Annotated in this window: 20 protein-coding genes and 1 pseudogene; 8 read left to right on the top strand and 13 right to left on the bottom strand. The window is 70.4% G+C overall.

Going from position 1 to position 20926, the window contains the following annotated elements:
* The 5 genes and pseudogenes from HXX10_RS19335 to HXX10_RS19315 all read right to left on the bottom strand — a co-directional run.
* A pseudogene (locus tag HXX10_RS19335) lies at positions 1 to 180 on the bottom strand (hypothetical protein); the annotation flags it as partial.
* Between the two features lie 220 nt (positions 181 to 400).
* A complete protein-coding gene (locus tag HXX10_RS19330) occupies positions 401 to 1687 on the bottom strand; it encodes a DUF3422 family protein (protein WP_296524454.1) in 1287 nt (428 codons plus the stop codon).
* A gap of 213 nt (positions 1688 to 1900) precedes the next feature.
* Positions 1901 to 3184, bottom strand: coding sequence for a TRAP transporter large permease (locus HXX10_RS19325; RefSeq protein ID WP_296524453.1), 1284 nt, complete (start codon positions 3182 to 3184; stop codon positions 1901 to 1903).
* Positions 3185 to 3335: 151 nt separating this feature from the next.
* Entirely contained in the window at positions 3336 to 3872 is a 537-nt protein-coding gene (locus HXX10_RS19320; RefSeq protein ID WP_296524452.1) for a TRAP transporter small permease, read from the bottom strand.
* Positions 3873 to 3978: 106 nt separating this feature from the next.
* A complete protein-coding gene (locus HXX10_RS19315) occupies positions 3979 to 5013 on the bottom strand; it encodes a DctP family TRAP transporter solute-binding subunit (RefSeq protein WP_296524451.1) in 1035 nt (344 codons plus the stop codon).
* A 215-nt stretch (positions 5014 to 5228) separates the two neighbouring features.
* Between HXX10_RS19315 and HXX10_RS19310 the strand changes: the two genes are divergently transcribed.
* Both HXX10_RS19310 and HXX10_RS19305 read left to right on the top strand, forming a co-directional pair.
* Entirely contained in the window at positions 5229 to 5558 is a 330-nt protein-coding gene (locus tag HXX10_RS19310) for a hypothetical protein (RefSeq protein WP_296524450.1), read from the top strand.
* Positions 5559 to 5653: 95 nt separating this feature from the next.
* On the top strand, positions 5654 to 6190 hold the full coding sequence (locus tag HXX10_RS19305) for a transposase (RefSeq protein ID WP_296524449.1): 537 nt from the start codon (positions 5654 to 5656) through the stop codon (positions 6188 to 6190).
* 71 nt (positions 6191 to 6261) lie between these two features.
* Here the strand turns inward: HXX10_RS19305 and HXX10_RS19300 are convergent, their stop codons facing one another.
* Positions 6262 to 7356, bottom strand: coding sequence for a YbhN family protein (locus HXX10_RS19300; protein WP_296524448.1), 1095 nt, complete (start codon positions 7354 to 7356; stop codon positions 6262 to 6264).
* A 249-nt stretch (positions 7357 to 7605) separates the two neighbouring features.
* Between HXX10_RS19300 and HXX10_RS19295 the strand changes: the two genes are divergently transcribed.
* Positions 7606 to 8661, top strand: a complete 1056-nt coding sequence (locus HXX10_RS19295) for a glycosyltransferase family 1 protein (protein WP_296524447.1) — start codon at positions 7606 to 7608, stop codon at positions 8659 to 8661.
* On the opposite strand, the gene HXX10_RS19290 is transcribed toward HXX10_RS19295, so the two are convergent.
* The 3 genes from HXX10_RS19290 to HXX10_RS19280 are packed head-to-tail and all read right to left on the bottom strand — an operon-like array spanning position 8651 to position 10348.
* Positions 8651 to 9799 (bottom strand): hypothetical protein, encoded by a 1149-nt coding sequence (locus tag HXX10_RS19290; RefSeq protein WP_296524446.1) that lies wholly within the window; start codon positions 9797 to 9799, stop codon positions 8651 to 8653. The two genes, HXX10_RS19295 and HXX10_RS19290, sit on opposite strands and share 11 nt — an antisense overlap.
* Entirely contained in the window at positions 9762 to 10004 is a 243-nt protein-coding gene (locus tag HXX10_RS19285; RefSeq protein WP_296524444.1) for a DUF2249 domain-containing protein, read from the bottom strand. Before HXX10_RS19285 ends, HXX10_RS19290 begins: the two co-directional genes overlap by 38 nt.
* Positions 10001 to 10348 (bottom strand): metal-sulfur cluster assembly factor, encoded by a 348-nt coding sequence (locus tag HXX10_RS19280; RefSeq protein WP_296524443.1) that lies wholly within the window; start codon positions 10346 to 10348, stop codon positions 10001 to 10003. The genes HXX10_RS19285 and HXX10_RS19280 overlap by 4 nt, the downstream gene beginning before the upstream one ends.
* Before the next feature lie 185 nt (positions 10349 to 10533).
* On the opposite strand from HXX10_RS19280, the gene HXX10_RS19275 reads away from it, so the two are divergent.
* Positions 10534 to 10782 (top strand): DUF1858 domain-containing protein, encoded by a 249-nt coding sequence (locus HXX10_RS19275; RefSeq protein WP_296524442.1) that lies wholly within the window; start codon positions 10534 to 10536, stop codon positions 10780 to 10782.
* A gap of 95 nt (positions 10783 to 10877) precedes the next feature.
* On the opposite strand, the gene HXX10_RS19270 is transcribed toward HXX10_RS19275, so the two are convergent.
* A complete protein-coding gene (locus tag HXX10_RS19270; protein ID WP_296524441.1) occupies positions 10878 to 11576 on the bottom strand; it encodes a Crp/Fnr family transcriptional regulator in 699 nt (232 codons plus the stop codon).
* Between the two features lie 149 nt (positions 11577 to 11725).
* Positions 11726 to 12709, bottom strand: coding sequence for a LysR family transcriptional regulator (locus HXX10_RS19265; RefSeq protein ID WP_296524440.1), 984 nt, complete (start codon positions 12707 to 12709; stop codon positions 11726 to 11728).
* 103 nt (positions 12710 to 12812) lie between these two features.
* On the opposite strand from HXX10_RS19265, the gene HXX10_RS19260 reads away from it, so the two are divergent.
* The 4 genes from HXX10_RS19260 (at position 12813) to HXX10_RS19245 (ending at position 17683) form a co-directional block, all read left to right on the top strand.
* A complete protein-coding gene (locus HXX10_RS19260) occupies positions 12813 to 13781 on the top strand; it encodes a MaoC family dehydratase N-terminal domain-containing protein (RefSeq protein ID WP_296524439.1) in 969 nt (322 codons plus the stop codon).
* Entirely contained in the window at positions 13778 to 15052 is a 1275-nt protein-coding gene (locus HXX10_RS19255) for a CoA transferase (protein ID WP_296524438.1), read from the top strand. The genes HXX10_RS19260 and HXX10_RS19255 overlap by 4 nt, the downstream gene beginning before the upstream one ends.
* Positions 15049 to 16020, top strand: coding sequence for a tripartite tricarboxylate transporter substrate binding protein (locus HXX10_RS19250; RefSeq protein ID WP_296524437.1), 972 nt, complete (start codon positions 15049 to 15051; stop codon positions 16018 to 16020). The genes HXX10_RS19255 and HXX10_RS19250 overlap by 4 nt, the downstream gene beginning before the upstream one ends.
* Before the next feature lie 127 nt (positions 16021 to 16147).
* On the top strand, positions 16148 to 17683 hold the full coding sequence (locus tag HXX10_RS19245; RefSeq protein WP_296524436.1) for a bifunctional UDP-sugar hydrolase/5'-nucleotidase: 1536 nt from the start codon (positions 16148 to 16150) through the stop codon (positions 17681 to 17683).
* 65 nt (positions 17684 to 17748) lie between these two features.
* Here the strand turns inward: HXX10_RS19245 and HXX10_RS19240 are convergent, their stop codons facing one another.
* Together HXX10_RS19240 and HXX10_RS19235 are read right to left on the bottom strand one after the other, a co-directional pair.
* Positions 17749 to 19407: a methyl-accepting chemotaxis protein gene (locus HXX10_RS19240; RefSeq protein ID WP_296524435.1), complete on the bottom strand. Its 1659-nt coding sequence runs from the start codon at positions 19405 to 19407 to the stop codon at positions 17749 to 17751.
* A 399-nt stretch (positions 19408 to 19806) separates the two neighbouring features.
* Complete coding sequence (locus HXX10_RS19235) at positions 19807 to 20871, bottom strand: DUF2336 domain-containing protein (RefSeq protein ID WP_296524434.1); 1065 nt, start codon at positions 20869 to 20871, stop codon at positions 19807 to 19809.
* Positions 20872 to 20926: the final 55 nt, after the last annotated feature.

Genomic DNA, 20926 nt, shown 5'->3' with positions numbered 1-20926 from the left:
GGCCGGGGGCCGCGGCGGCTGACCCGGGGCGGGTCGCGGCGGCTGGCCGGGGCGCGGCTCCTCGGTCGCGGGCGCCGGCGCCTGCGCGATCACCAGAGGGGCCGCGGCGACGGCAGCCTGCCATCCCGCCAGGCCCGACAGAACGGTGCCCGCCAGGAGCAGCCGCTGGAACTTGCACATTCGGTGTCCTCGTTGTCGTTAAGGAGTTCGTCGTTTGCGGAGAACGGCGCGCATCGGGATCGCGGGGTGCAGCGCGCGCTTTTTGTCAGACGCGCCCCCGAGCGGTGTCGCCAAGCAACGATAAGCACGACGTTGACGGCAATGCGGCGCAGCCGTGTCGGGCGTGTGCCACGCGTTTGTCAGTTCGGAGTCGCGCGAAAATGCAAGCGTCGGCCCGACGTCACGGCTCGCCGTGCGCGACCCGCTTGCGGAACCCGCGCAGCGCCATCCACACCGCGCCGGCGACCACCGGGATCGAGGCGCCCATGGCGATCTCCGGGCTGACCGGCAGGCCGGCCGTGTAGAGCCCCTTCGCCAGATAGCCGATCAGGCCGACGACGTAATAGGTCACCGCCGCGACCGACAGGCCCTCGACGGTCGACTGGAGCTGGAGCTGCAGCTTGGCGCGGCGGTTCATCGATTCGAGCACGGCGCGGTTCTGCCGCTCGCGGGTGATGTCGACCCGGGTCGAGAGGAGCTGCGTCACCCGCGCGACGCGCGCCGACAGCGACTGCTGGCGCTCGGCGACCGCCTTGCAGGTGTTCATCGCCGGCACCAGCCGGCGCTCCATGAACTCGCGCAGCGTCTGCAGGCCCTGGATGCGCTCCTCGCGCAACTCGACGATCCGCCGCTGCACCAGGTCGTGATAGGCGACCGCGGCGCCGAACCGGAACAGGTTGGCCGCCTCGCGGCTCTCGATCTCGGCCTCGAGCCGGGTGAGACGCTCGAGCAGCACGGGTTCGTCCGCCTCGCCGGCGGCGACCAGCGTGTCGGTGATCTCGGCGAGCTCGCGCTCCCGCTCGCCGAGGAACGGGGCGAGCTCGCGCGCCACCGGCAGGGCCAGCAGCGCCATCATGCGATAGGTCTCGATCTCGAGGAGCCGCTGCACCAGACGGCCGGCCTGCAGGGGTGTCAGGTGCCGGTCCTGCACCAGGAAACGGCCGAAGCCGTCGGCGTGGATGCGCAGGTCCGTGAAGGCGACCGCGCCGCGGTCGGACACCGGCCCGCCGACCAGCGCATTGCCGCTGAACAGGGTCGCCGACACCACCTCCGGATCCGACACCGAGTCGCCGGCCGGCACCACGGCGGCGTGCGCCGCGACGATCACCTGGCCGGGCCGCGCGGCGATCCAGCTCGCCGGAGCGAGCGCGATCGCCGGCTCGGCGAACGGATCCTCGCCCCCGCCGGGCACGATGAAGGTGTAGCGGGCGAACTCGCCGTGCCGCTCCCACACCAGGCGGAACGCCCCGAGCTGCCCGCTGTAGTGGTTGGCGCCCGGGAAGGGCGCGGCTGCGCCGTAGCGGCGGGCGAGATCGCAGACGCCCTGCCACTCGGCCTCGCGTTCATCCCAGGGGGAAACCAGCGCCAGATACGACACCCGCGTCGGCGTGGTCAGCGCCTCGGGCGGTCGGGCATGGACCTCGTCGTTGAGGGCGAAGCGTTGGTCGTGCTCTTGCGGCAGCGTCATGTCGATGTTCTGCACGTAAATCCAATCATTCTCGGCGCAGGCGCAGCCCCCGGACGTGTTCGCCCGGAACATCTGCTGGAGGCATCATACTGCATGAAGATGAATGCTGCACTGCAGCATAAAGACCAATTTGTGCGTGCTGCACAGCCGATTGTTGCCCGGAACGGGCGCATGACGACGCAAAATGCCCTGTCGTGCCGGGGGGCTGCGGCCTCAGTAACCGAGCGTGCGCGGCAGCCACAGCGCCAATTCGGGGAAGGCGATCAGCAGCACCAGCACGACGAACATGGCGGCGATCAGCGGCCCGACCCAGCGCAGCGTCGCCTCCATGGGCACGCCGGCGATGCGGCAGGACACCATCAGGTTGACGGCCATCGGCGGGGTGAACTGGCCGATGGCGATCTTCAGGGTCAGCAGCACGCCGAACCACACCGGATCCCAGTTGAACTTGGCGGCGATCGGCATCAGCAGCGGCAGCAGGATCAGGAAGGTGGAGACGCCGTCCAGGAACATGCCGATGACGATCAGCATGACGATCAGCATGGCGAGGATGACGTACTCGCTGCCGCCGGTGGCGACGATCGCGGTCGCGGCGCGGTCGAAGACGCCGAGCGTCGAGCCGGCCCAGCCGAAGATCGAGGCGAGCGCGACGACGACCAGGATCACGCCGGAGATCTCGGCCGCCTCGACCAGCATCTCGTAGAGGTCGCGCAGCGTCAGGCTGCGATAGACGACGAAGCCGACGAACAGGCCGTAGACGACCGCCATCACGGCCGCCTCGGTCGGCGTGAACCAGCCGGCCCGCATGCCCCCTAAGATCAGCACCGGCGCCATCAGGCCCCAGCTCGCCTCGCGCAGCGATTTCCAGAACGGCGGGCGGGGCAGATCCTTCTCGGCGAGGCCGAAGCCGTGCTTCTTCGACATCCAGAAGATCGGGCCGAGCAGCGCGAGGCCGGCGAGAATCCCGGGGATCATGCCGGCGGCGAACAGCGCCGGCACCGAGGCCTGCGGCACCAGCACGCTGTAGATGATCAGCGCGATCGAGGGCGGGATGAGAATGTCGGTCGCCGCCGCCGCGCCGATCACGCTCGCCGAGAAGGCGCGCGGATAGCCGGCGCGCGACAGCGCCCCGATCATGGCGCCGCCGACCGCCGCGGCATTGGCCGGCCCGGACCCCGAGATGCCCCCCAGGAACATGCTCACCATCACGGTGACGGCGGCGAGCGAGCCGGCGCGCCGGCCGATCAGCACGGTGGCGAAATTCACCAGCCGCAGCGCGACGCCCGAACGGTCGAAGATCGAGCCGACCAGCACGAACATCGGGACGGCGAGCAGCGGATACTTGGCGATGCCCGTGTAGGCGCTGGTCGGCACGCTCAGGAGGCCGAGATCGGCGAGCCAGATGGCCAGGCAGCCGGCCAGCCCGAGCGCGACCGCGACCGGCGTGCCGAGCACGAACAGCACGATGAAGCCGAGAAACAGGGCCGCCGCGATCATGGGAGGCTCGCAGAGAGGAAAGCCGCGAGCCGACGTGCTGTGTGTCGTCCGCTCGTCCCCGCGAATGCGGGGACCCAGGGGCCGCACGACGAAACTGGATTCCCGCTTGCGCGGGAATGAGCGGAGACTGTGGCCGGGGTCAGAACGATCATCACAGCGGCTCGACGAGGTCGTGCACCGGGCGCTGCTTGCGGCGCAGCACGCGGATCAGATGGCCGACGGCGCGGCCGATCACGGCGAGCGACAGCAGAGGCAGGGCGAGCGTGTAGATCCATTGCGGCTCGCCGAGCCCGGGCGACGTCACCTCGAAGCGGTACTCGTCCCACACCAGCCGTCCGCCGAGCCACACCAGCAGCGCAAACATCGCGATGGTGGCGAGTGTCGCGATGATCTCGGCCGCGCGTTCGCCCTTCGGCGGCAGCAGGCTGGCGAAGAACACGATGCGGATCTGGCGGTCGGCCGCCGTGGCGATGCCGGCGCCCAGCATGGTGACGACCACCATCAGGGCGATGGAGAACTCCTCGGTGAAGGCGAAGGAGTAGTTGGTGAGATAGCGGGCGATCACGTTGCCGAGCGTGATCAGGCAAAGCGCCGCCATGGCCACGGCGGCCAGCACTTTTTCCACGGCGAGCGGCACCCGGACGGGCGGGTCCTTCGGGGCGATCAGCGGATCGGGATCGGCGGACATGCTTGCGAGCCTGTAGGGCGCAATGAGCGGAGCGAATTGCGCCGCTCAAAGCTATCAAGGTCGTTGTCGGCGCAATTCGCTGTCGCTCATTGCGCCCTACGGCGCATCACCGCCGCTCCGCCACCGCCTTCTCGGCGGCGTCGACGAGGGGCGCGCCGATGCGCGCCTTCCACTTGTCGTAGACCGGGCGGGTGGCGGCCTGGAACGCCTTCTGCTCGCCGGGGGTGAGCCGGATCACCGTGACGCCGAGCGCCTCGATCGACTTGAGGGTCGCCGGATCGTCCTCGGTGATGCCGGTGCGGGCCAGATGCTTGCTGTACACGCCGGCCTCGAGCGCGGTGTCGCGCAAAAGCTTCTGGTCCTCGGCCGAGAACGTGTCCCACACCGGCTTCGACACCGCGAAGATCAGCGGGTCGGCGACATAGCCCCACAGGGTCAGGTGCTTCTGCCCGACCGTGTTGAGCTTGGCGGCGACATAGACGGCGAGCGGGTTCTCCTGGCCGTCGACCGCGCCGGTCGACAGCGCCGGCTGGGCGTCGGCCCAGCTCATCTGGGTCGGGTTGGCGCCGAGCGCCGTGAAGGTCTCGTTGAACAGCGGCGAGCCGACCACGCGGATCTTCAGGCCCTTGAGGTCGTCCGGGGTGCGCACGTCGCGCTTGGAGTTGGACAGCTCGCGAAACCCGTTCTCGCCCCAGGCGAGCGGCATCACGTCCTTGGCGCCGACGATGTCGAACAGCTTCTTGCCGGCCTCGCCGCCCGTGATGGCGTCGATCGCCTTGTGGTCCGGCATCAGGAACGGCAGGGCGAACAGGTTGAGCTCCGCCACCTGGGGCGACCAGTTGATGGTCGAGCCGACCGCCATGTCGATGACGCCCTGGCGCATGGCGGTGAATTCCTTGGTCTGGTCGCCGCCGACGAGCTGGGCGCCCGGATAGACCTTCATGACGATGCGGCCGTTCGAGCGCTCCTTGACCAGATCGGCCCAGCGCTGCGCCGAGACGCCCCACGGGAAGGGCGCGCCGAGCACGGTCGAGACCTTGTATTCCGGCTTGTAGGTCTGGGCGGCGGCCGGCAGCGGCAGTGCCACCGCCAAGGCCAGTGCCGCGCCGATCGCCAGCGTTGCGAAAAGTCGCTTGGTCATGAAATGTCTCCTGATGGTTCGGCGGAGGGTTTTTCGACCGTGTCGGACGGGTCGTCCAGTCATTTTCTTGCAGGGCCGCAGTGCCGATGCAATCCTTAGTCGATGGCGAGGGGCGCCGGCCGCTCGCGCGGTTGCAGGGGCGGCCCGTCGGCATCCTCCGGATGGTGCGGGCGGGCCGGCCGTCGCCGAAACCGGGCCGGGGGCGGGGGAGCGCGATGGGGACGCGTGACGAGAGGGTCTATTCGGTCATCGTGAAGCTTGCCGACGACGGCTCGCTTGCCCAGTGCGCCGCGATCCGGCACGACGGCAAATTGTGGCTGGTGCCGGAGTGGATCGACGATCCCGCCGCGCCGCTGATGCGCCCCGAGCGCATCGTCTGCATCGACGGCCTGCCGTTGAAGCCCGGCGGCAAGCTCGGATCGCGAAAATTCGACTGGATTCTTCGCCCGGAGATCCCGAAGGCGCTGCTCACCGGCCCGATCCCGGAAGCGCCCGGTCCGCTCGTGGTGGTCGCCCGGCCGGACCTACAGTTTCCGCGGTCGTAGCGCGTAGGGCGCAATGAGCGCAGCGAATTGCGCCGTTGTAATCGGTTCTTGCTGGCGCAATTCGCGTTGCTCATTGCGCCCTACGGAGGAGGGGCATGCCGAACTATCGCCGCGCCTTCGTTCCGGGCGGGTGCTGGTTCTTCACCGTCACGCTGCTCGATCGCCGCACCAGCCTCCTGACCGACCATATGGATCGCCTGCGCGACGCGGCACGGCTGGTCCGATCGCGGCACCCTTTCGAGATCGATGCGCTCGTGGTGCTGCCGGACCATCTCCATGCCGTCTGGACATTGCCGGACGGCGATACCGACTTTCCGGTCCGATGGAGCCGGATCAAGGCGGAATTTTCCCGTGGCCTTCCGCATTTCGAGATCCGGGATCCCGTCCGGCGGCGCCGCGGAGAGCGCGGCATATGGCAGCGGCGCTATTGGGAGCACCTGATCCGCGACGAGCGCGATTACGCGCGACACGTCGAATACTGCTGGATCAACCCGGTCAAGCACGGGCTCGTCGATCGAGTCCGCGACTGGCCGTTCTCTTGGTTCCACAGGGATGTGCGGGCGGGATTAATCTCGGAGGATTGGGCTGGCGATGTCGAGGCGACCGGGGAGTTCGGGGAGCGAGAATCGTAGGGCGCAATGAGCGCAGCGAATTGCGCCGTGAAAAGGATATTGTCGGCGCAATTCGCTGCGCTCATTGCGCCCTACGGCGCGTCGTATTCGCGGCGGCGGCGGATGGTCAGCACGACCTCGCGGATGCCCATGATGGTGAGCGAGGTGGCGAACGGCACGATGAAATACATCAGCCGGAAGATCAAAAGCCCGGCGATCAGCTCTTCCTTGTCGAAGAAGGGCAGGCCCACCAGCATGGCGGCGTCGAACACGCCGATCGAGCCCGGCGCATGGCTGGCGAAGCCCAGAAGGGTCGCGGCGATGAAGATGCCGGCCAGGGTGAAGAAGTGGATGTGCGGCTCGGCCGGCACCAGCATGAACATGGCCAGCGAGCAGAAGGTCAGATCCATGATGCCGATGCAGATCTGCAGGAGGGTCGAGCGCCCGCCCGGCAGCCGCACGGTCCAGCTCTTGCGGCCGATCCGGCGCGGCTTCACCCATACCCAGGCGGTCCAGCCGGCGAGCCCGGAGAGCAGCGCCACCCCGATCGTCCGGTTGACCGCCGGGGCGAGCTGGTCGACGGCGCCGATGGCGACGGGATCGTAGATCATCGCCAGGCCGAGCACGGCGAGATTGCCGAGCCAGAAGGTGAGGCCGGTGATGAAGCAGATCTTGGCGACGTCGACGATGCCGAGGCCGAAGGACGAATAGATCCGCCAGCGGATCGCGCCGGCCGAGAATGCCGTCGCGCCGATATTGTGGCCGATCGTGTAGCTGGTGAAGCTCACCATGGCGGCCACCCGGTAGGGGACGTTGCGGACCCCCAGCGTGCGCAGCGCGAACCAGTCGTAGAGCGTGAGGGTGGCATAGGCCATCGCGACGCACAGGCCGGCCCGCACCAAGTTCCCGGGCGGGATGCTCTTCAGGCCGGTCCGGATCTCGTCGGTGTCGATGTCGCTGAGCACGTTGTAGAGCACCACCATCGACACCGCGATGATGGTGAGGGCGAGCGCGGCGCCGACCCAGTTCCAGGGGATCACCGACACGGCCGACCGGATCGGGCCGAGCCACCGCTTCCAAGGGCGCGGGGGCTGGCCGGCCGCGGCGGTGGACGCCGGATCGTCGGCGTCGGAAGGCTCCACCGGCTCGCGGCGGTCGGGTCTCGGTTTCAGCAAGGTCTCTGACACGCGTCTCTCGGGCCGGTCCGGCGGGCCGCCCGGGGCGCGCGAACCGCGCCCGGCGGAGCCCGGGTTTTTCACAGCCGTGCGACAGAGACACGACAGGGCCGCCCACCTAGCACGCCGGGCGCCTTACGTCACGAACCGTCGACACCCGTCATGGTCCCGTCAAGCGTGCGTCATAGACCTGAGCTGAACAGGGGATGAATCGGCCATGCGGCGAGCGGTGCGCGGGCGCAGAACGAACCGGGGCGGCCGATGCGCATCCTGATCGCCACCGACGCCTGGCATCCGCAGGTCAACGGCGTCGTCCGGACGCTGCGCTCGCTGGCCGAGGCCGTCGAGGCGCTCGGCGCCTCGATCTCGTTCCTCACCCCGGAGCGGATGCGCACCGTCGCGTTGCCGAGCTATCCGTCGATCCGGCTGGCCGTGCCGCCGCCCGGCGAGGTCGCACGCCGCATCGAGGCAATCGGTCCGGACGTCGTCCATATCGCCACCGAAGGTCCGATCGGCCACCTGGCGCGGCGCCATTGCCTGCGCACCGGACGGCGTTTCACCACCAGCTTCCACACCCGCCTCGCCGACTATGCCGCAGCCCGCTGGCCGATCCCGGCAGACGTCACCTGGAGCTGGCTGCGCTGGTTCCACAATGCCGGCGCCACCACCATGGCGCCGACGCCGTCGCTGGTCGCCGAGCTGCAGGGGCGTGGCTTCCGCAAGGTGATGCGCTGGCCGCGCGGCGTCGACGTCGCGCTGTTCCGGCCGCGCCCGGGACGCGATCTCGGCCTGCCGCGCCCGGTCTTCCTCAGCGTCGGGCGGGTCGCGGTCGAGAAGAACCTCGAGGCGTTCCTGTCGCTCGATCTGCCGGGCAGCAAGGTGGTGGTCGGCGACGGGCCGGCCCGGGCCGCCCTGGCGCTGCGCCATCCGGACGTCAAGTTCCTCGGCGAGCGGCACGGCGAGGCGCTGGCCGAGGTCTATGCGGCGGCCGACGTGTTCGTCTTCCCGAGCCGCACCGACACGTTCGGCCTGGTGCTTCTCGAGGCGCTGGCGAGCGGCCTGCCGGTCGCCGGCTTTCCGGTCGCGGCGACCCAGGACGTGGTCGGCGATGCGCCGATCGCCGTGCTCGGCGACGATCTCCGTGCCGCCTGCCTGGCTGCCACCGCGATCGCGCGCGACCCCTGCCGTGCCTATGCCATGACGATGACCTGGGAGGAGAGCGCCCGGCGCTTCCTCGCCAACCTGAAGGGAGCCGGCGTGTGGACCGAGGCGGCCGGCCGCGTCAGCGACCGCCGTCCAAACCTCGTCAGGGCGTGAGCCCCGGACGCTTGCGCCGCACCACGCCGGTGGCGATCAGGGCGACGAAGCCGGCGAGTGCCACCCCGGTGAGCGGCCCGCTCCACGCCCGGCCGAGGTCGTTGGCGAGCACGTCGCAGCCGATGCGCAGCAGTACCGAGAGGTGCAGCACCGCGAGCGGGACGTAGAGGGCCGGCCGATACGCGATCCGCAGCCGCGCCACCGCCGGCAAGATGATCAGCGCGTGGCCGAACACCATCGACAGCACGAAGCCGATCAGCACGGCATGCAGCGCCGCGTCGTAGCCGAACGCCGTGGTCGCCGGCGGCAGCGCGATCAGCAGCACGCCGGCGGCGCCGAGCCAGACATAGCCGGCCATCATGCAGGCCGCCATGAAGCGGGTTTGCCCGGTCTGGCGGATGGTGTGGCGGACCACGTCGTGGCGCACCAGCCAGGCGGTCAGCACCAGCAGCGCGAGGCCGTAGAGCGTCGAGCCGGTCTCGACCATCAGCCCGGTCTGGGCGCCGGCCGCCAGGAGCGCGACGCCGAGCAGGAACAGCGCCTCGCTGCCCGTCTTCGCCGCCATCAGCCGGCCGAGCTCGAGCCGCTCGCCCGCGATGGTCAGGACCAGAAATCCGAGCCACCAGCCGGACACCTCGGGGATGCTGCGGCCGGTGAGCCACAGCACCGTCCCGGCGAGCCAGGCAAGGGCGCCGGCCAGAAGCGTGCCGGTAAAGATCGCCGGCTGCCGCACCGTGACGACCAGCGTCACGCCGGCGAGTGCGGCGGCGGCCAGCGCATAGGCGCTCGCGCCGGCGACGACCGGCGCGCCGGCGAGCAGCAACACGGTGCCGAGCCCGGCCAGCGCGGGGGCCCCGAACGCCCAGTCGCGCCCGAGCGCGACGGCGCGTTCGAGGGAGATCACGGTGCCGAACAGGCCGCAGATCAGCAGTGCGCCGTGCAGATCGGCGACGCTCGCGCCGTGCGGCAGGTCGAAGCCGAGCCGCCACAGCCCGCCCCACAGGCCGCACAGCATGGCGGCGACGCCGAGGCCGAGCAGGGCGACGCGCAGCGCCATCCGGCCGGCCGGGGCCGCCGGCGCGGCCGGCGTGGGGCGTGCGTCAGGGGGCGACACGGCGGATGCGGACGCGCCAGACATCGGGGCCTTCCTCCAGGTAATCCCAACCGAACTCGCCGGGATGGGCCGTGCCGAGATAGTCGCGCATCGGCACCGGATCGTGCGGGGCCGCGATCACCAGCGTGTCGTCGTCGGCGAGCGCGTGGATGGCCTGAAAGATCACGTTGCGGCAGGAGCCTTGCGGCAGCGCGCGGACGTCGATCAGGGTCTCGGTGGGAGCGTTCATCGGGCGGTCCTCGGTGGGCGGCCGAGCAGGGCGAGGCCGCGGTCGGTGATGCGGTCGGGGTTCCACGGCGGGTCCCAGACCAGGGCGACGTCGATGCGCGGCACGTCGGGGAAGCGTGCGGCGAGGGCGTCACGGGCATCCTCGACGATCATCTCGCCGAGCGGGCAGGCCTGCGCCGTGAGCGTGAGGGCGACCGCGACGGCGTCGGCCGAGCGGCGCGCCTCGTAGACGAGACCGAGATCGACGACGCTGAGGCCGATCTCGGGATCGAGCACGGCCCCGAGGCAGTCCATCACGTCGGGATCGAGCTCGGAGGCGGCGGTGAGCGCGGCAGAAGCTGACATGGCGATCCTCGCGGTGACGTGACCGACCATGCGGACGGCGGCGCTCGCGGTCTTTGCCCGGGCACAAACAGCGTGGCGATGGCGCTCGTGCTGCGCTGCGGTCGCGCCGGCTGGTTGTGCCGGCACAAAGAGCGCCGGCCGCCGGCGGCTTACAAAGAGGTCGTCGATCACGCTCCGGAGGGACGATGGCGATTCAAGCGAGCCAACTCGTCGCCGACGTGCTGCACCAGGCGCCGGAGACCCTGCGGGTCTTCCTCGATCACCGGATGCGCTGCATCGGCTGTCCGATCGCGAGCTTTCACACGGTCGCGGACGCCTGCCGCGAGCACGGCCTCGACCCGGCGCGCGTGCTCGCCGACCTGCACGCCGTCATTTTGGTCGCGCCTCATGGTGAGGACGTAGGGTGCAATGAGCGCAGCGAATTGCACCGCTGAACGGTTTGTTGAAACGGTTCATTCGGCGCAATTCGCTGCGCTCATTGCGCCCTACCGAAATTCGGCGAAGCCGAAGTTCGGGCAAGACGATCTGATCACGTCTCGGCGTCGTCGGCGATCAGCAGCAGCTTGTGCGGCTCGCGCACCGTGATCTTCTGGCGGCCGCTCTCGACCAGGCCGCGCGCCTCCCAGGCGCTGATGATGCGGCTGACCGTGTGCAGCGTGGTGCCGGTCATCTCGGCGATGTCCTGGCGCGAGATCGGGAAGTCGATGCGCACGCCGGTCTCGACTTTTCGGCCGGCCTGCTGGGCGAGCCGCAGCAAAGCGTGGGCGACACGCCGCTCGACCTGCTCGGTCGACATCTCGACGACGCGCGTGTGCAGCTCCTGGACCCGGCCGCCGACCGTCTGCAGCGTGTTGGTGGCGAGCGTCGGATGGGTGGCGACGAGGCGTTGCCACGCCGACGAAGGCCATTGCAGGGCGATGCTGTCGACCACCGCGACGGCGGTGCCCGGATAGGTGTCGCGGCCGATCGCCATGGCGACGCCGAACACCTCGCCGGGCGCCACGAACCGCACCACCACCTGCTGGCCGTCCAGGGTCAGCTTGAAGACGCGCAGTCGGCCGTGCAGCAGCACGTAGAAGGCGTCCGCGTCGCCGTCCTGCTGGAACACGGCGGCGCCCTTCGGGTAGCGCACCGCCTGGGCCTCCTGCAGCAGTGCCTCGCGCTGCTGGGGCGACATGCCGGCGAACAGCGGCACGCCGGCGACGAGGGAGGGATCGATAGCGGCCATCAACTACACCTCGGCAGCGGGAATGCTTCGGCTCCGTGCTCCGTTCGTCCCCGCGAAAGCGGGGACCCAGGGGCGACCCGACGTGTGGTCCTGGAGTCCCGCTTTCGCGGGAATGAACGGAGGGTTGGGCGAACGCGGCGATCGATGATTTAGCATGCCGGCGCGGAGGCGTCCTCGTCGGACCCGCCCGGCGCGGCGGCGGGCGTCCCACTGGCCCGCGCCCCCCGAAACGTCTCCAGAATGTCGTTCATCAGATCCTGAGCGGCCGGCGACAGCATGCGGTCGCGCCGCCGCATCAGTCCGACGGTGCGGCTGAGCGCCGGGCGGCTCAGCGGCACGGCGACGACGGCGGCGGTCGGCTCGCCGGCGAGTGCCGGTTCGGGCAGGGCCGATTCGGGCAGGGCCGTCAGGCCGGCACCGGCTGCGACCAGCGCCACGGCGGTCGACAGGTGGCGCACCTCGATCCGCCAGGTCGCATCGACCCGGGTCTGGGCGAGGCCGGCCTCGATGATGCGGTGATTCTCGCTGAGCGGCCCGATCGACACCAACGGTTCCCGGCCGAGCTCGTCCCACGAGACCGAAGGCCGGCCGGCGAGCCGGTGCCCGCGCGGGCAGACGAGAAAGAACGGCTCCTCGGCGAGCGGCGTGCATTCGACGTCCCACGGCTCCGAGCCGATGGCGGCCAGCGCAAAGTCGATCCGGTTGGCCTCCAGCATGGCGCGGATCTCGGTCGCCGACACATCGAACACCGTGATCTCGCCGCCGGTCCAGCGCCGCCGGTGGCGGGCCAGCGCCGCCCCGAGATACCGCACCGCCAGGGTCGGCAGGCAGCCGATATCGACGTCGTGGCCACGGCTGCGGTCACCCGCCCGGCGCATGGCGCTCTGCAGCTTGGCGAGCGCCGCCTGCGCCTCCGGCAGCAGGGCGGCGCCGACCGGGGTCAGCCGCACCGGCTGGGCTCGGCGGACCAGGAGCTTGCTGCCGATGATCTGCTCCAGCCGTTGCAGCCGGCGGGTCAGGGCCGGCTGGCTGATGCCGAGCCGCGCGGCGGCGCGGTGGAACGAGCCGAGATCGGCCACGGCGATGAAGGCGTCGAGCCCGGGCAGGTCGAGATACATGGACCCATGATGCATGGAATGCATCAAACTGTCATCTCGTTGCATTGGACGGCGAAGTCGGGGCCGTCACACTCTGCTCCGAAAGAAGCCGTCAAAAATCTCCGAGGAGAGGAACCCCATGTCGACGATCACGCCCGAGTCGGGGCGGCCGGAGCCGCAGGATCTGCACGCCCGAGATCTGCACGCCCGAGATCTGCACGCCCGAGATCTGCACGCCCGAGATCTGCAGGGTTGGGTGGGCCGCAGCGAGGTCGCCGAGGACGAGGCCGCGGCCGTGCTGGTGCGCCGCGTCGCCGCCCTTCTGGATCGCGATCCGGCCGACTACGGGCCCGGCGCCGTGGTCCCGGAGAACTGGCACGTCGCCTTCTTCACGCCGCTCGCCGTGCAGTCGCAGATCGGCCCCGACGGTCATCCTCGCCAGGGAGACTTCCTGCCGCCGGTGAAGCTTCCGCGAAGAATGTTCGCCGGCCGAAGGCTGCGCTTTCTGTCGCCGATCCGGGTCGGGGCGGCGCTGCGCCGCACCTCGACGGTTGCGGCGATCACGCCCAAGCGTGGCCGCAGCGGCGAGATGGTGTTCGTGCGGGTCGAGCACGCCATCGCGGCGGACGGCACCCTCGCCGTCATCGAGGAGCAGGATATCGTCTATCGCGAGGAGGCGAGTGCGACGGCCGGCAAGCCGGCCGGTGGCGATGCGCCGCCCGCCGAGGAGCCGCTGCCCGAGCCGACCGACCGGGAGACCTTCGCACCCGACCCGGTTATGCTGTTCCGCTACTCCGCCATCACGTTCAACGCCCACCGCATCCACTACGACACGCCGTATACGCGCGACCAGGAGGGCTATCCGAATCTGGTCGTCAACGGCGGCCTGACGGCCCTCAAGCTCGGCGAGCTGGCCAAGCGCAACCTGCCGGGTGGCAGGCTCGGGCGGCTGAGTCTGCGCAACATGCGCCCGTTCTTCCTCGGCCGGACGGCCGAGCTGCGCAGCCGCCGGGAACCGGATGGCCGGCTGTCGCTGTGGGCCGTCGACGATCGCGGCCGCGTGCTGGTGCAGGGTGAGGCCGCCGCCGAGCCCGGATGCGCCGAATGACCGCGCCGCCCCCGCCGTCCGCTCCGCCCGCCGCCGGAGAGGCGAAGCGCGGCCCGCTCGCCGGCATCCGGGTGATCGACACCACCGGCGTCGTAGTTGGCCCGGTGGCGACCCTGATCCTGGCCGAGCAGGGCGCCGACGTGATCAAGATCGAGCCGCCCGAGGGCGACCTGATGCGCCGCCTCGGCGGCCACGTGCGCCAGCCCGGCATGTCGCCGAAGTTCCTCCACTTCAACCGCAACAAGCGCTCGATCGTCCTCGACCTGAAATCGCCCGAGGGCCGCGACGTGATCGGCCGGCTCGCCGCCACGGCCGACGTCTTCGTCAGCAACATGCGGCTGCGCGCCCTGCAGTCGCTCGGGCTGACCTTCGAGGCGCTCTCGGCCGAGAATCCGCGCCTCGTCCACTGCACCATCGCGGGCTTCGCGTCGGGCGGCCCCTATGCGGGCGCACCGGCCTACGACACCATCATCCAGGGCCTTTCGGGGGTCGCCGCCTGCCACGCCGAGGTGCTGGGGGAGCCGCGCTTCTCGCCTTTCGTGCTCACCGATCATCTGGTCGGCATCATCGCGGCGCAGGCGATCTGCGCCGCGCTGCTCGGGCGACAGCGCACCGGCGTCGGCGAGGCCATCGAGGTGCCGATGTTCGAGAACGCCGCCGCCTTCGTGCTGTCCGAGCATCTCGATCAGCGCACCTTCGAGCCGGGCGGCCACATGGGCGACCCGCGCATCATGACGCCCGATGCGCGCCCGCTGAAGACCCGCGACGGCTATATCTGCATCTCCGCCAATACCGACCAGCAGACGCGGGGTTTCTTCGACGCCATCGGTCGGCCCGAGCTGAAGGACGATCCACGCTTCACCACCGTCACGGGGCGGCTCACCAATGTGCGTGACTTTTTCGCCCTGCGGGCCGAGGCGATGGCGGAGCGCACCACCGACGCGTGGGTCGAAATCCTGCGTCGCCACGACGTGCCGGCGATGCCCTATCACACGCTGCAGAGCCTGCTCGACGACCCGCAGCTCCGCGGGTCCGGCGTGCTGACCGACGAAATGCAAAACCAAGAAAACGGCAACGGAAACGCCAATCCCCAGGAGGACACCATGCTCGGACTGAGGCATCCAAATCGTTATTCCGGAACCGGACTTCCCGCCTCGCGGCTGGCGCCGCGCTTCGGCCAGCACGGCGACGAGATCCTGGCCGAGCTCGGCTACGACGCCGACGAGAGGAGCCGCCTGCTCGGCGGTCGCGGTGCGGACACGGTCCGATGAGGCGCCGCGAGTTCCTGGCCGCCGCCGCCGCCGCGCTGGCGTCGGGCCCGGCCGCCGCGCAGTCCGATCCGTGGCCCAGCCAGACGATCCGCCTGATCGTGCCGTTTCCGCCGGGCGCCGCCAACGACACGCTCGGCCGCGCGATCGCCGACCAGCTCGGGCCACGCCTCGGCAGGCCCATGGTGGTCGACAACCGCAGCGGCGCCGGCGGCTCGATCGGCTCCGCCTCGGTGGCGCGCGCCGCGCCCGACGGCTACACGCTGCTGCTCGGCCATATCGGTACGCTCGCCGTCAACCCGGCCATCTATCCGAAGCTGCCCTACGACCCGGTGAAGGACTTCGAGCCGGTCGCCATGATCGCCAGCGTCACCAACGTGATGGTGGTGCACCCTTCGCAGCCCTTCAGAGACCTCGGCTCGCTCGTGGACTTCGCGCGAAAGAATCCGAACCGGCTGCGGTATTGCTCGGCCGGCAACGGCAGCGCCGGCCACATCGTCATGCTGGCCTTCCTGCAGGCGACCGGCGTGCAGATGGAGCACGTGCCCTATCGCGGACTGGCGCAGGGCCTCACCGATCTGGTCGCCGGCGTGGTGGAGCTGACCATCGGCGGTGCCCCGACCGTGATGCCGCTGGTCCAGCAGGGGCTGCTGCGCGCCATCGGCGTGTCGAGCCCGACCCGAATGCCGAGCCTGCCGGATCTGCCGACCGTCGCCGAGACGGTGGCGCCGGGCTTCGACGTGCGGCCCTGGTACGGCATCGCCGCACCGGCCGGCACGCCGGCCGAGATCGTCCGGCGGCTCAACACCGAGATCAATGCGATCGTCGAGACGCCGGCCGTCAAGGCGCGGCTGGAGCAGGAGGGCGCCGAGGCGAACCCGATGACCCCGGCGGCCTTCGGCAGCCTCATCAAGGCCGAGGTGCAGCGTTGGGGCGAGCTGATCAGGGCCGCCGGCGTGACGGCGCAGTGAGCTTCGGGGCGGCGAGGCGCGTCCCGACGGCCGGGTTGCGTCGCGGCCGGAATTCGCTAGACAGCGGAGCCGCCTGTCGGCCCGACACGCGCCTTGCGCCGGGCCCGCCCGACCACGGAGCCGCCGCATGATGCCGCTCGCCCGCTCGCCCGTCCGCACGCTCGTTGTCCTCGCCGCCGCCCTGCTGCTCGCAGGCGCGCCGGCGCAGGCCGCCAAGCTCACCTTCGTGCTGGTCAACGACATCTACGAGATGGCCGAGCAGACCATGCCGGACGGCAGGGCGCGCGGCGGTTTCGCAAGGCTCGCCGCGGCCGTGAAGGCCGAGCGCGCCAGGGGCGCCGCGGGCGGCGCCACCGTGCTGGTCGCCCATGCCGGCGACACCCTGTCGCCGTCGCTGATGTCGGGCCTCGACCAGGGCGCCCACATCGTCGCGCTCACCAACATGGTGGCGCCCGACGTGTTCGTGCCGGGCAATCACGAGTTCGATTTCGGCAAGGCGGTGTTTTTGAAGCGCATGGCGGAGGCGCGCTTTCCGCTGCTCGCGGCCAATCTGCGCGCGCCCGGCGACGCGCTCGTGCCGGGCTTTCAGGACCACCGGATCGTCGACGTGGACGGCGTCAAGATCGGCATCGTCGGGCTGACCTATGACGACACGCCGCGCGCCTCGAATCCCGAGGATCTGGCGTTCCGCCCGTCGGTCGAGACGCTGAAATCGGAGGCGGCGGCGGTTCGCCGCGAGGGCGCCGACTTCGTCGTCGCCGTCGTCCATGCCGAGCGTGACCAGCAGCGCGCCATGATCGCCACCGGCGTGGTCGATCTCGTGCTCGGCGGACACAACCACGACCTGTTCATCAACTACGACCAGGGCAGCGCGCTGGTCGAGTCGGCCTACGAGGCGCTCTACGTCACCGCTGTCGATCTCGACATCCACGTCGTCGCGTCGGAGGGGCAGCGCACGACGCGCTGGTGGCCGCAGTTCCGCGTCATCGACACCGCGACCGTGACGCCCGACCCGGCCGTCACGGCGGCCGTCGACGTCTATCGCCAGGAGCTCACCAACGAGATGTCGGTGCCGCTCGGCACCACGGCGGTCGAATGGGACAGCCGCAGCGCCATCGTGCGCACCCGCGAGACGGCGATCGGCAACGTGTTCGCCGATGCGGTGCGCATCAGCCTGAAGACCGAGGCGGCGATTCTCAATGGCGGCGGCATCCGGTCGGGCCGCGTCTATCCGGCCGGCAGCGCGATCACCCGCCGCGACGTGCTCGCCGAGCTGCCGTTCGGCAACCGGGTGGTGCCGGTCGAGATCGGCGGCGGCGAGCTGCGCGAGGCGATCGAGCATGGCCTCGCGCGGCTGCCCGATGCCTCCGGCCGCTTCCCGCAGGTGTCCGGCCTGAAGATCGAGGCCGACATCTCCAAGCCGCCCGGCAGCCGCATCGTCTCGGTGCTGCTCGACGGCAAGCCGCTCGACCCGCGCCGCACCTACACGGTGGCGGTCAACGACTTCATCGCGCGCGGCGGCGACGGCTACACGATGGTGCGCGATGCGAAGCACCTGCTGCCGACCGACGACTCGCCGCTGCTCGCCAACGAGGTGATGGTCTATCTGCGCCGGCTCGGCCGATCGACCACCGGCGTCGAGGGGCGGATCACGCTGCGGTGAGAGGAGTGCCTGCGGATCACTTCGCCGTCATTCCGGCAGCGCCGGACCCGGAATGACCAAACCGTTCACGCGGCGTCGGGTTGCGCCGCCTTGACGATGCGCGACAGGCGGCCGTGCAGGGCCTCGATGTTCCGCGTCATCCCGGTGATCGATTCTCGCACCTCCACCGAGCTCCGGCCGACCGTCTCGGTCTCGCTCGACACCAGGCCGATGCGCGACGCGACCTCCTGGGCCGCCTCGTTGGTCTGCTGGACGCTGCGGGCGATCTCTCGCGTCGCGGCGCCCTGCTCCTCGGCCGCGGCGGCGACCGCGCCGGTGATCCCGTCGATGCCGCTGATGCGCTCGCCGATCTCCTCGACGGCCCGCACGGCCGCCTCGGTCGCGGCGCGGATGTCCTGGACGTGGCGGTTGATGTCCTCGGTCGAGCGGGCCGTCTGGTTGGCGAGCGTCTTCACCTCGGACGCCACCACGGCGAAGCCCTTGCCGGCCTCGCCGGCGCGGGCCGCCTCGATGGTCGCATTCAGCGCGAGCAGATTGGTCTGCTGGGCCACGTCGCTGATCAGATGCGACACCTCGGAGATCCGCACGACCGCCTCGGACAGCGAGCGGATCTTCGCCCGCGCGTCGGTGCCGGCCGCGACCGCGTCACGGGTCGCCGCACCCGTGCGGGCGATCTGGTCGGTGATCTCCTGCACGGACGAGGACAGCTCCTCGGCCGCCGCGGCCACGGCCTGGGCGGTCGCCTTGGCTTGGTCGGCGAAGCTTGCCACCGAGCGCGAGGTCTCGCCCACCGCGACGGCACGCGTCGCCATGCCGTCGGCGACGTCACCGACCTCGCGGGACACGTCGCCGATGCCGCTGATCGCATCGAGCGATTCCCGCTCGACATTGCGGGCCATCTCCAGCACGGCCTCGCGGCGCATGCGGTCGGCCGCTTCGCTGGCGGCGCGTTGCTCGTTCTTGAGGCGCTCGTTCTCCAGCGCACTGTCCTTGAAGATCTGCACGGCGCTCGCCATGGTGCCGATCTCGTCGCGGCGGCCGACGCCCGGCACGGTGGTGGAAAGATCGCCTTTCGCCAGCGCCGTCATGGCCGATGTCATGTCGAGGATCGGACGCACGATCCCGAAGCGGGCCGCCAGGAAGCCGAGCAGCAGGGCGAGGCCGATGCCGACGCCGGCGATCGTCATCGTGGTTCGGGTCCCGGCCTGGTAGGTCGCCTCGGCCTCGGCGGAGAGGCGCCGCTTGAGCTGCTGAATCTCGTCGAAATAGACTCTCGTGCGGTTGCGCGCCTTGTCCTGGGCGGTGCGGCTCGGGGCGGCCCGGGCGATCAGCTCGGTGCGCTGCGCCGCGGTCGTTTCCTCGCCGACCGTGGCCGCGAAGGCGGCGAGCCCGTCCGAGGCGCCGCGCAGGCTGGCGATCAGCGGGCCCTGCTCGGCGAGATAACGGCGGTCCTCGTCGGTGGTCGCCAGCGTCTGGAGGAGCGCGAGGCGCTCGTCGACGAGCTTCCATTCGGCGCGCAGGAGGTCGGTTGCCTCCTTCACGACGGGGGGCCGCGGGTCGGCGACCATCAGCAACTCGGCCCGCCCGATCGCGGTGAAGTTGGTGTTGAGCCGCGAGCCGAGCACCGCCTTGTCGCCGGCGACCTCGGTCAGGCGGTTGGCGTCGCGCAGCGCCTTCATCGAGTCCACTGCGACGACCACGATGGCGACAGCGGCTAGAGCCAACAGCCCGATAAGGCATAGTATTTTCGTCAGAATTCGAACGCGCGCGAGAAGCGAAGACACGGCTCGGCTCCAATCGGTCCCGGATGGAGACATCAGATTGCATCGCAATATATGATTTAAGGTTAAGATCGGGATCCGAGTACCGTCGAGTATCGACGAATTCTCGCCGCGACGTGGCGAAAACATAGTCTGTTCGGGTGAATCAGCAGGAGGGCGGGCGCATGGAGACGTGGCCGGTCGGCCTGATCGAGGTGATGTTCGACGGCGGCATTCTGCTGGCGGCGCTGTGGCATCTCGGCTGGGGCCGGCGGCACGACGCCGAGCGGCTCGCCCGCCTGCGGCAGGCGCGTGCATCCGCGACGCAATCCTCGCCGGCAGAGCGGGCGCTGCCGCCGGAGGTCAGGCGTGGTCGCGCCGCGTCCGTTGAAAGTCGAGAACCTGCTCGGCGGTTGCGCGCTTGATGCGGTCGAAGCTCGATCGGGCGAGATCGAGGCCCTGGTCGGAGCTGCCATCCTGGCGGAGTCGCATCAGCAGGATGATCCGCGTCGTCGGCCAGCCGAATCCGAGAGCTTTCGCGAGGAACAGCAGCGATTCGGGGCGTTGCTGCAGCAGCAGGCGCTCGACCGTCGGCAGCGGCAGGTCGGCGAGCCGCGCCAGCGCGGCCGTGGTGTGCTCGAAGCGGCCCGAGCCGGCGTAGCCGCGGATCTCCGCCTCGCCGAGGCTGCCGGCCTGGTGGAGGGCGTCGACATCGGCGGTGGCGGCCGCATAGTCCTTCGAGTCTGCGGCGGTCCGGGTCGCGATCGCGTCGGCGACCCGCGACACGACGCTGCGGATGTCCTCTGCCGTCTCCTTCCGGCCGGCCTGGAGCTGCTCGCGCACGGCCTCCGAGGCTTTCGCCAGCAGCCGGACGAAATGGTGGCGCGGCAGGTCCGGCCGCCGGCCGACCCGGGCGGCGAGGACATCGTCGCCGTCGGCCCGGCGGACCAGAGCGCCGAAGCCGGCATCCGAGAAGCGCGAGCCGGAATTGTCGGCGACGCTGCGCACCACCATGTCGCTGCCGCGCACCACCAGCACGTCGGTGACCGGCTCGTTCACCACCGGGCGCTTGGTGATCGCCAGGAGATGCACCTGGCTGCCCTTGCGCGCACAGGCCAGCAGGTCGGCGTCGTCGAGGTTGGCGTTGTGGATCAGCAGCGGCGCCGCCACGGCCGGCGTCTCGTCGAGCGCCAGCGTGCGGGCGACTTTCGGGGGCGGCATGGGCGCCGCCGCGAGCCGGCGGGCGAGCTCGCGCTTGGCGCTCTCCTCGATGTCGGACAGGAGCCGGCCGAGGACATCGTCGAACAGGGAGATCTGCTCGTCGGAATAGTGGATGGCGCCGTCGAGATAGAGGTCGGTGACCCGCCGCAGGAGACGCGTGCGACTGGGGGTGGAGCCGCTCGCCAGCGTCTCGTCGAGCTCGTCCATCAGACGAAACGGTTCTGGCATTGCGCTGCGCGCCTCAAAACGGAGGGCGGCCCGC

Origin of the sequence: Rhodoplanes sp., assembly GCF_013377085.1 — a bacterium.
Taxonomy (GTDB): domain Bacteria; phylum Pseudomonadota; class Alphaproteobacteria; order Rhizobiales; family Xanthobacteraceae; genus Rhodoplanes.
This window is presented reverse-complemented; position numbering and strand designations above follow the sequence as displayed.

Bases quoted from the DNA above. Each gene is read 5' to 3' on its own strand.
- HXX10_RS19330 (WP_296524454.1), bottom strand. From the start codon at position 1,687: ATGACGCTGCCGCAAGAGCACGACCAACGCTTCGCCCTCAACGACGAG.
- HXX10_RS19325 (WP_296524453.1), bottom strand. From the start codon at position 3,184: ATGATCGCGGCGGCCCTGTTTCTCGGCTTCATCGTGCTGTTCGTGCTC.
- HXX10_RS19320 (WP_296524452.1), bottom strand. From the start codon at position 3,872: ATGTCCGCCGATCCCGATCCGCTGATCGCCCCGAAGGACCCGCCCGTC.
- HXX10_RS19315 (WP_296524451.1), bottom strand. From the start codon at position 5,013: ATGACCAAGCGACTTTTCGCAACGCTGGCGATCGGCGCGGCACTGGCC.
- HXX10_RS19310 (WP_296524450.1), top strand. From the start codon at position 5,229: ATGGGGACGCGTGACGAGAGGGTCTATTCGGTCATCGTGAAGCTTGCC.
- HXX10_RS19305 (WP_296524449.1), top strand. From the start codon at position 5,654: ATGCCGAACTATCGCCGCGCCTTCGTTCCGGGCGGGTGCTGGTTCTTC.
- HXX10_RS19295 (WP_296524447.1), top strand. From the start codon at position 7,606: ATGCGCATCCTGATCGCCACCGACGCCTGGCATCCGCAGGTCAACGGC.
- HXX10_RS19290 (WP_296524446.1), bottom strand. From the start codon at position 9,799: ATGTCTGGCGCGTCCGCATCCGCCGTGTCGCCCCCTGACGCACGCCCC.
- HXX10_RS19285 (WP_296524444.1), bottom strand. From the start codon at position 10,004: ATGAACGCTCCCACCGAGACCCTGATCGACGTCCGCGCGCTGCCGCAA.
- HXX10_RS19280 (WP_296524443.1), bottom strand. From the start codon at position 10,348: ATGTCAGCTTCTGCCGCGCTCACCGCCGCCTCCGAGCTCGATCCCGAC.
- HXX10_RS19275 (WP_296524442.1), top strand. From the start codon at position 10,534: ATGGCGATTCAAGCGAGCCAACTCGTCGCCGACGTGCTGCACCAGGCG.
- HXX10_RS19270 (WP_296524441.1), bottom strand. From the start codon at position 11,576: ATGGCCGCTATCGATCCCTCCCTCGTCGCCGGCGTGCCGCTGTTCGCC.
- HXX10_RS19265 (WP_296524440.1), bottom strand. From the start codon at position 12,709: ATGCATCATGGGTCCATGTATCTCGACCTGCCCGGGCTCGACGCCTTC.
- HXX10_RS19260 (WP_296524439.1), top strand. From the start codon at position 12,813: ATGTCGACGATCACGCCCGAGTCGGGGCGGCCGGAGCCGCAGGATCTG.
- HXX10_RS19255 (WP_296524438.1), top strand. From the start codon at position 13,778: ATGACCGCGCCGCCCCCGCCGTCCGCTCCGCCCGCCGCCGGAGAGGCG.
- HXX10_RS19250 (WP_296524437.1), top strand. From the start codon at position 15,049: ATGAGGCGCCGCGAGTTCCTGGCCGCCGCCGCCGCCGCGCTGGCGTCG.
- HXX10_RS19245 (WP_296524436.1), top strand. From the start codon at position 16,148: ATGATGCCGCTCGCCCGCTCGCCCGTCCGCACGCTCGTTGTCCTCGCC.
- HXX10_RS19235 (WP_296524434.1), bottom strand. From the start codon at position 20,871: ATGGACGAGCTCGACGAGACGCTGGCGAGCGGCTCCACCCCCAGTCGC.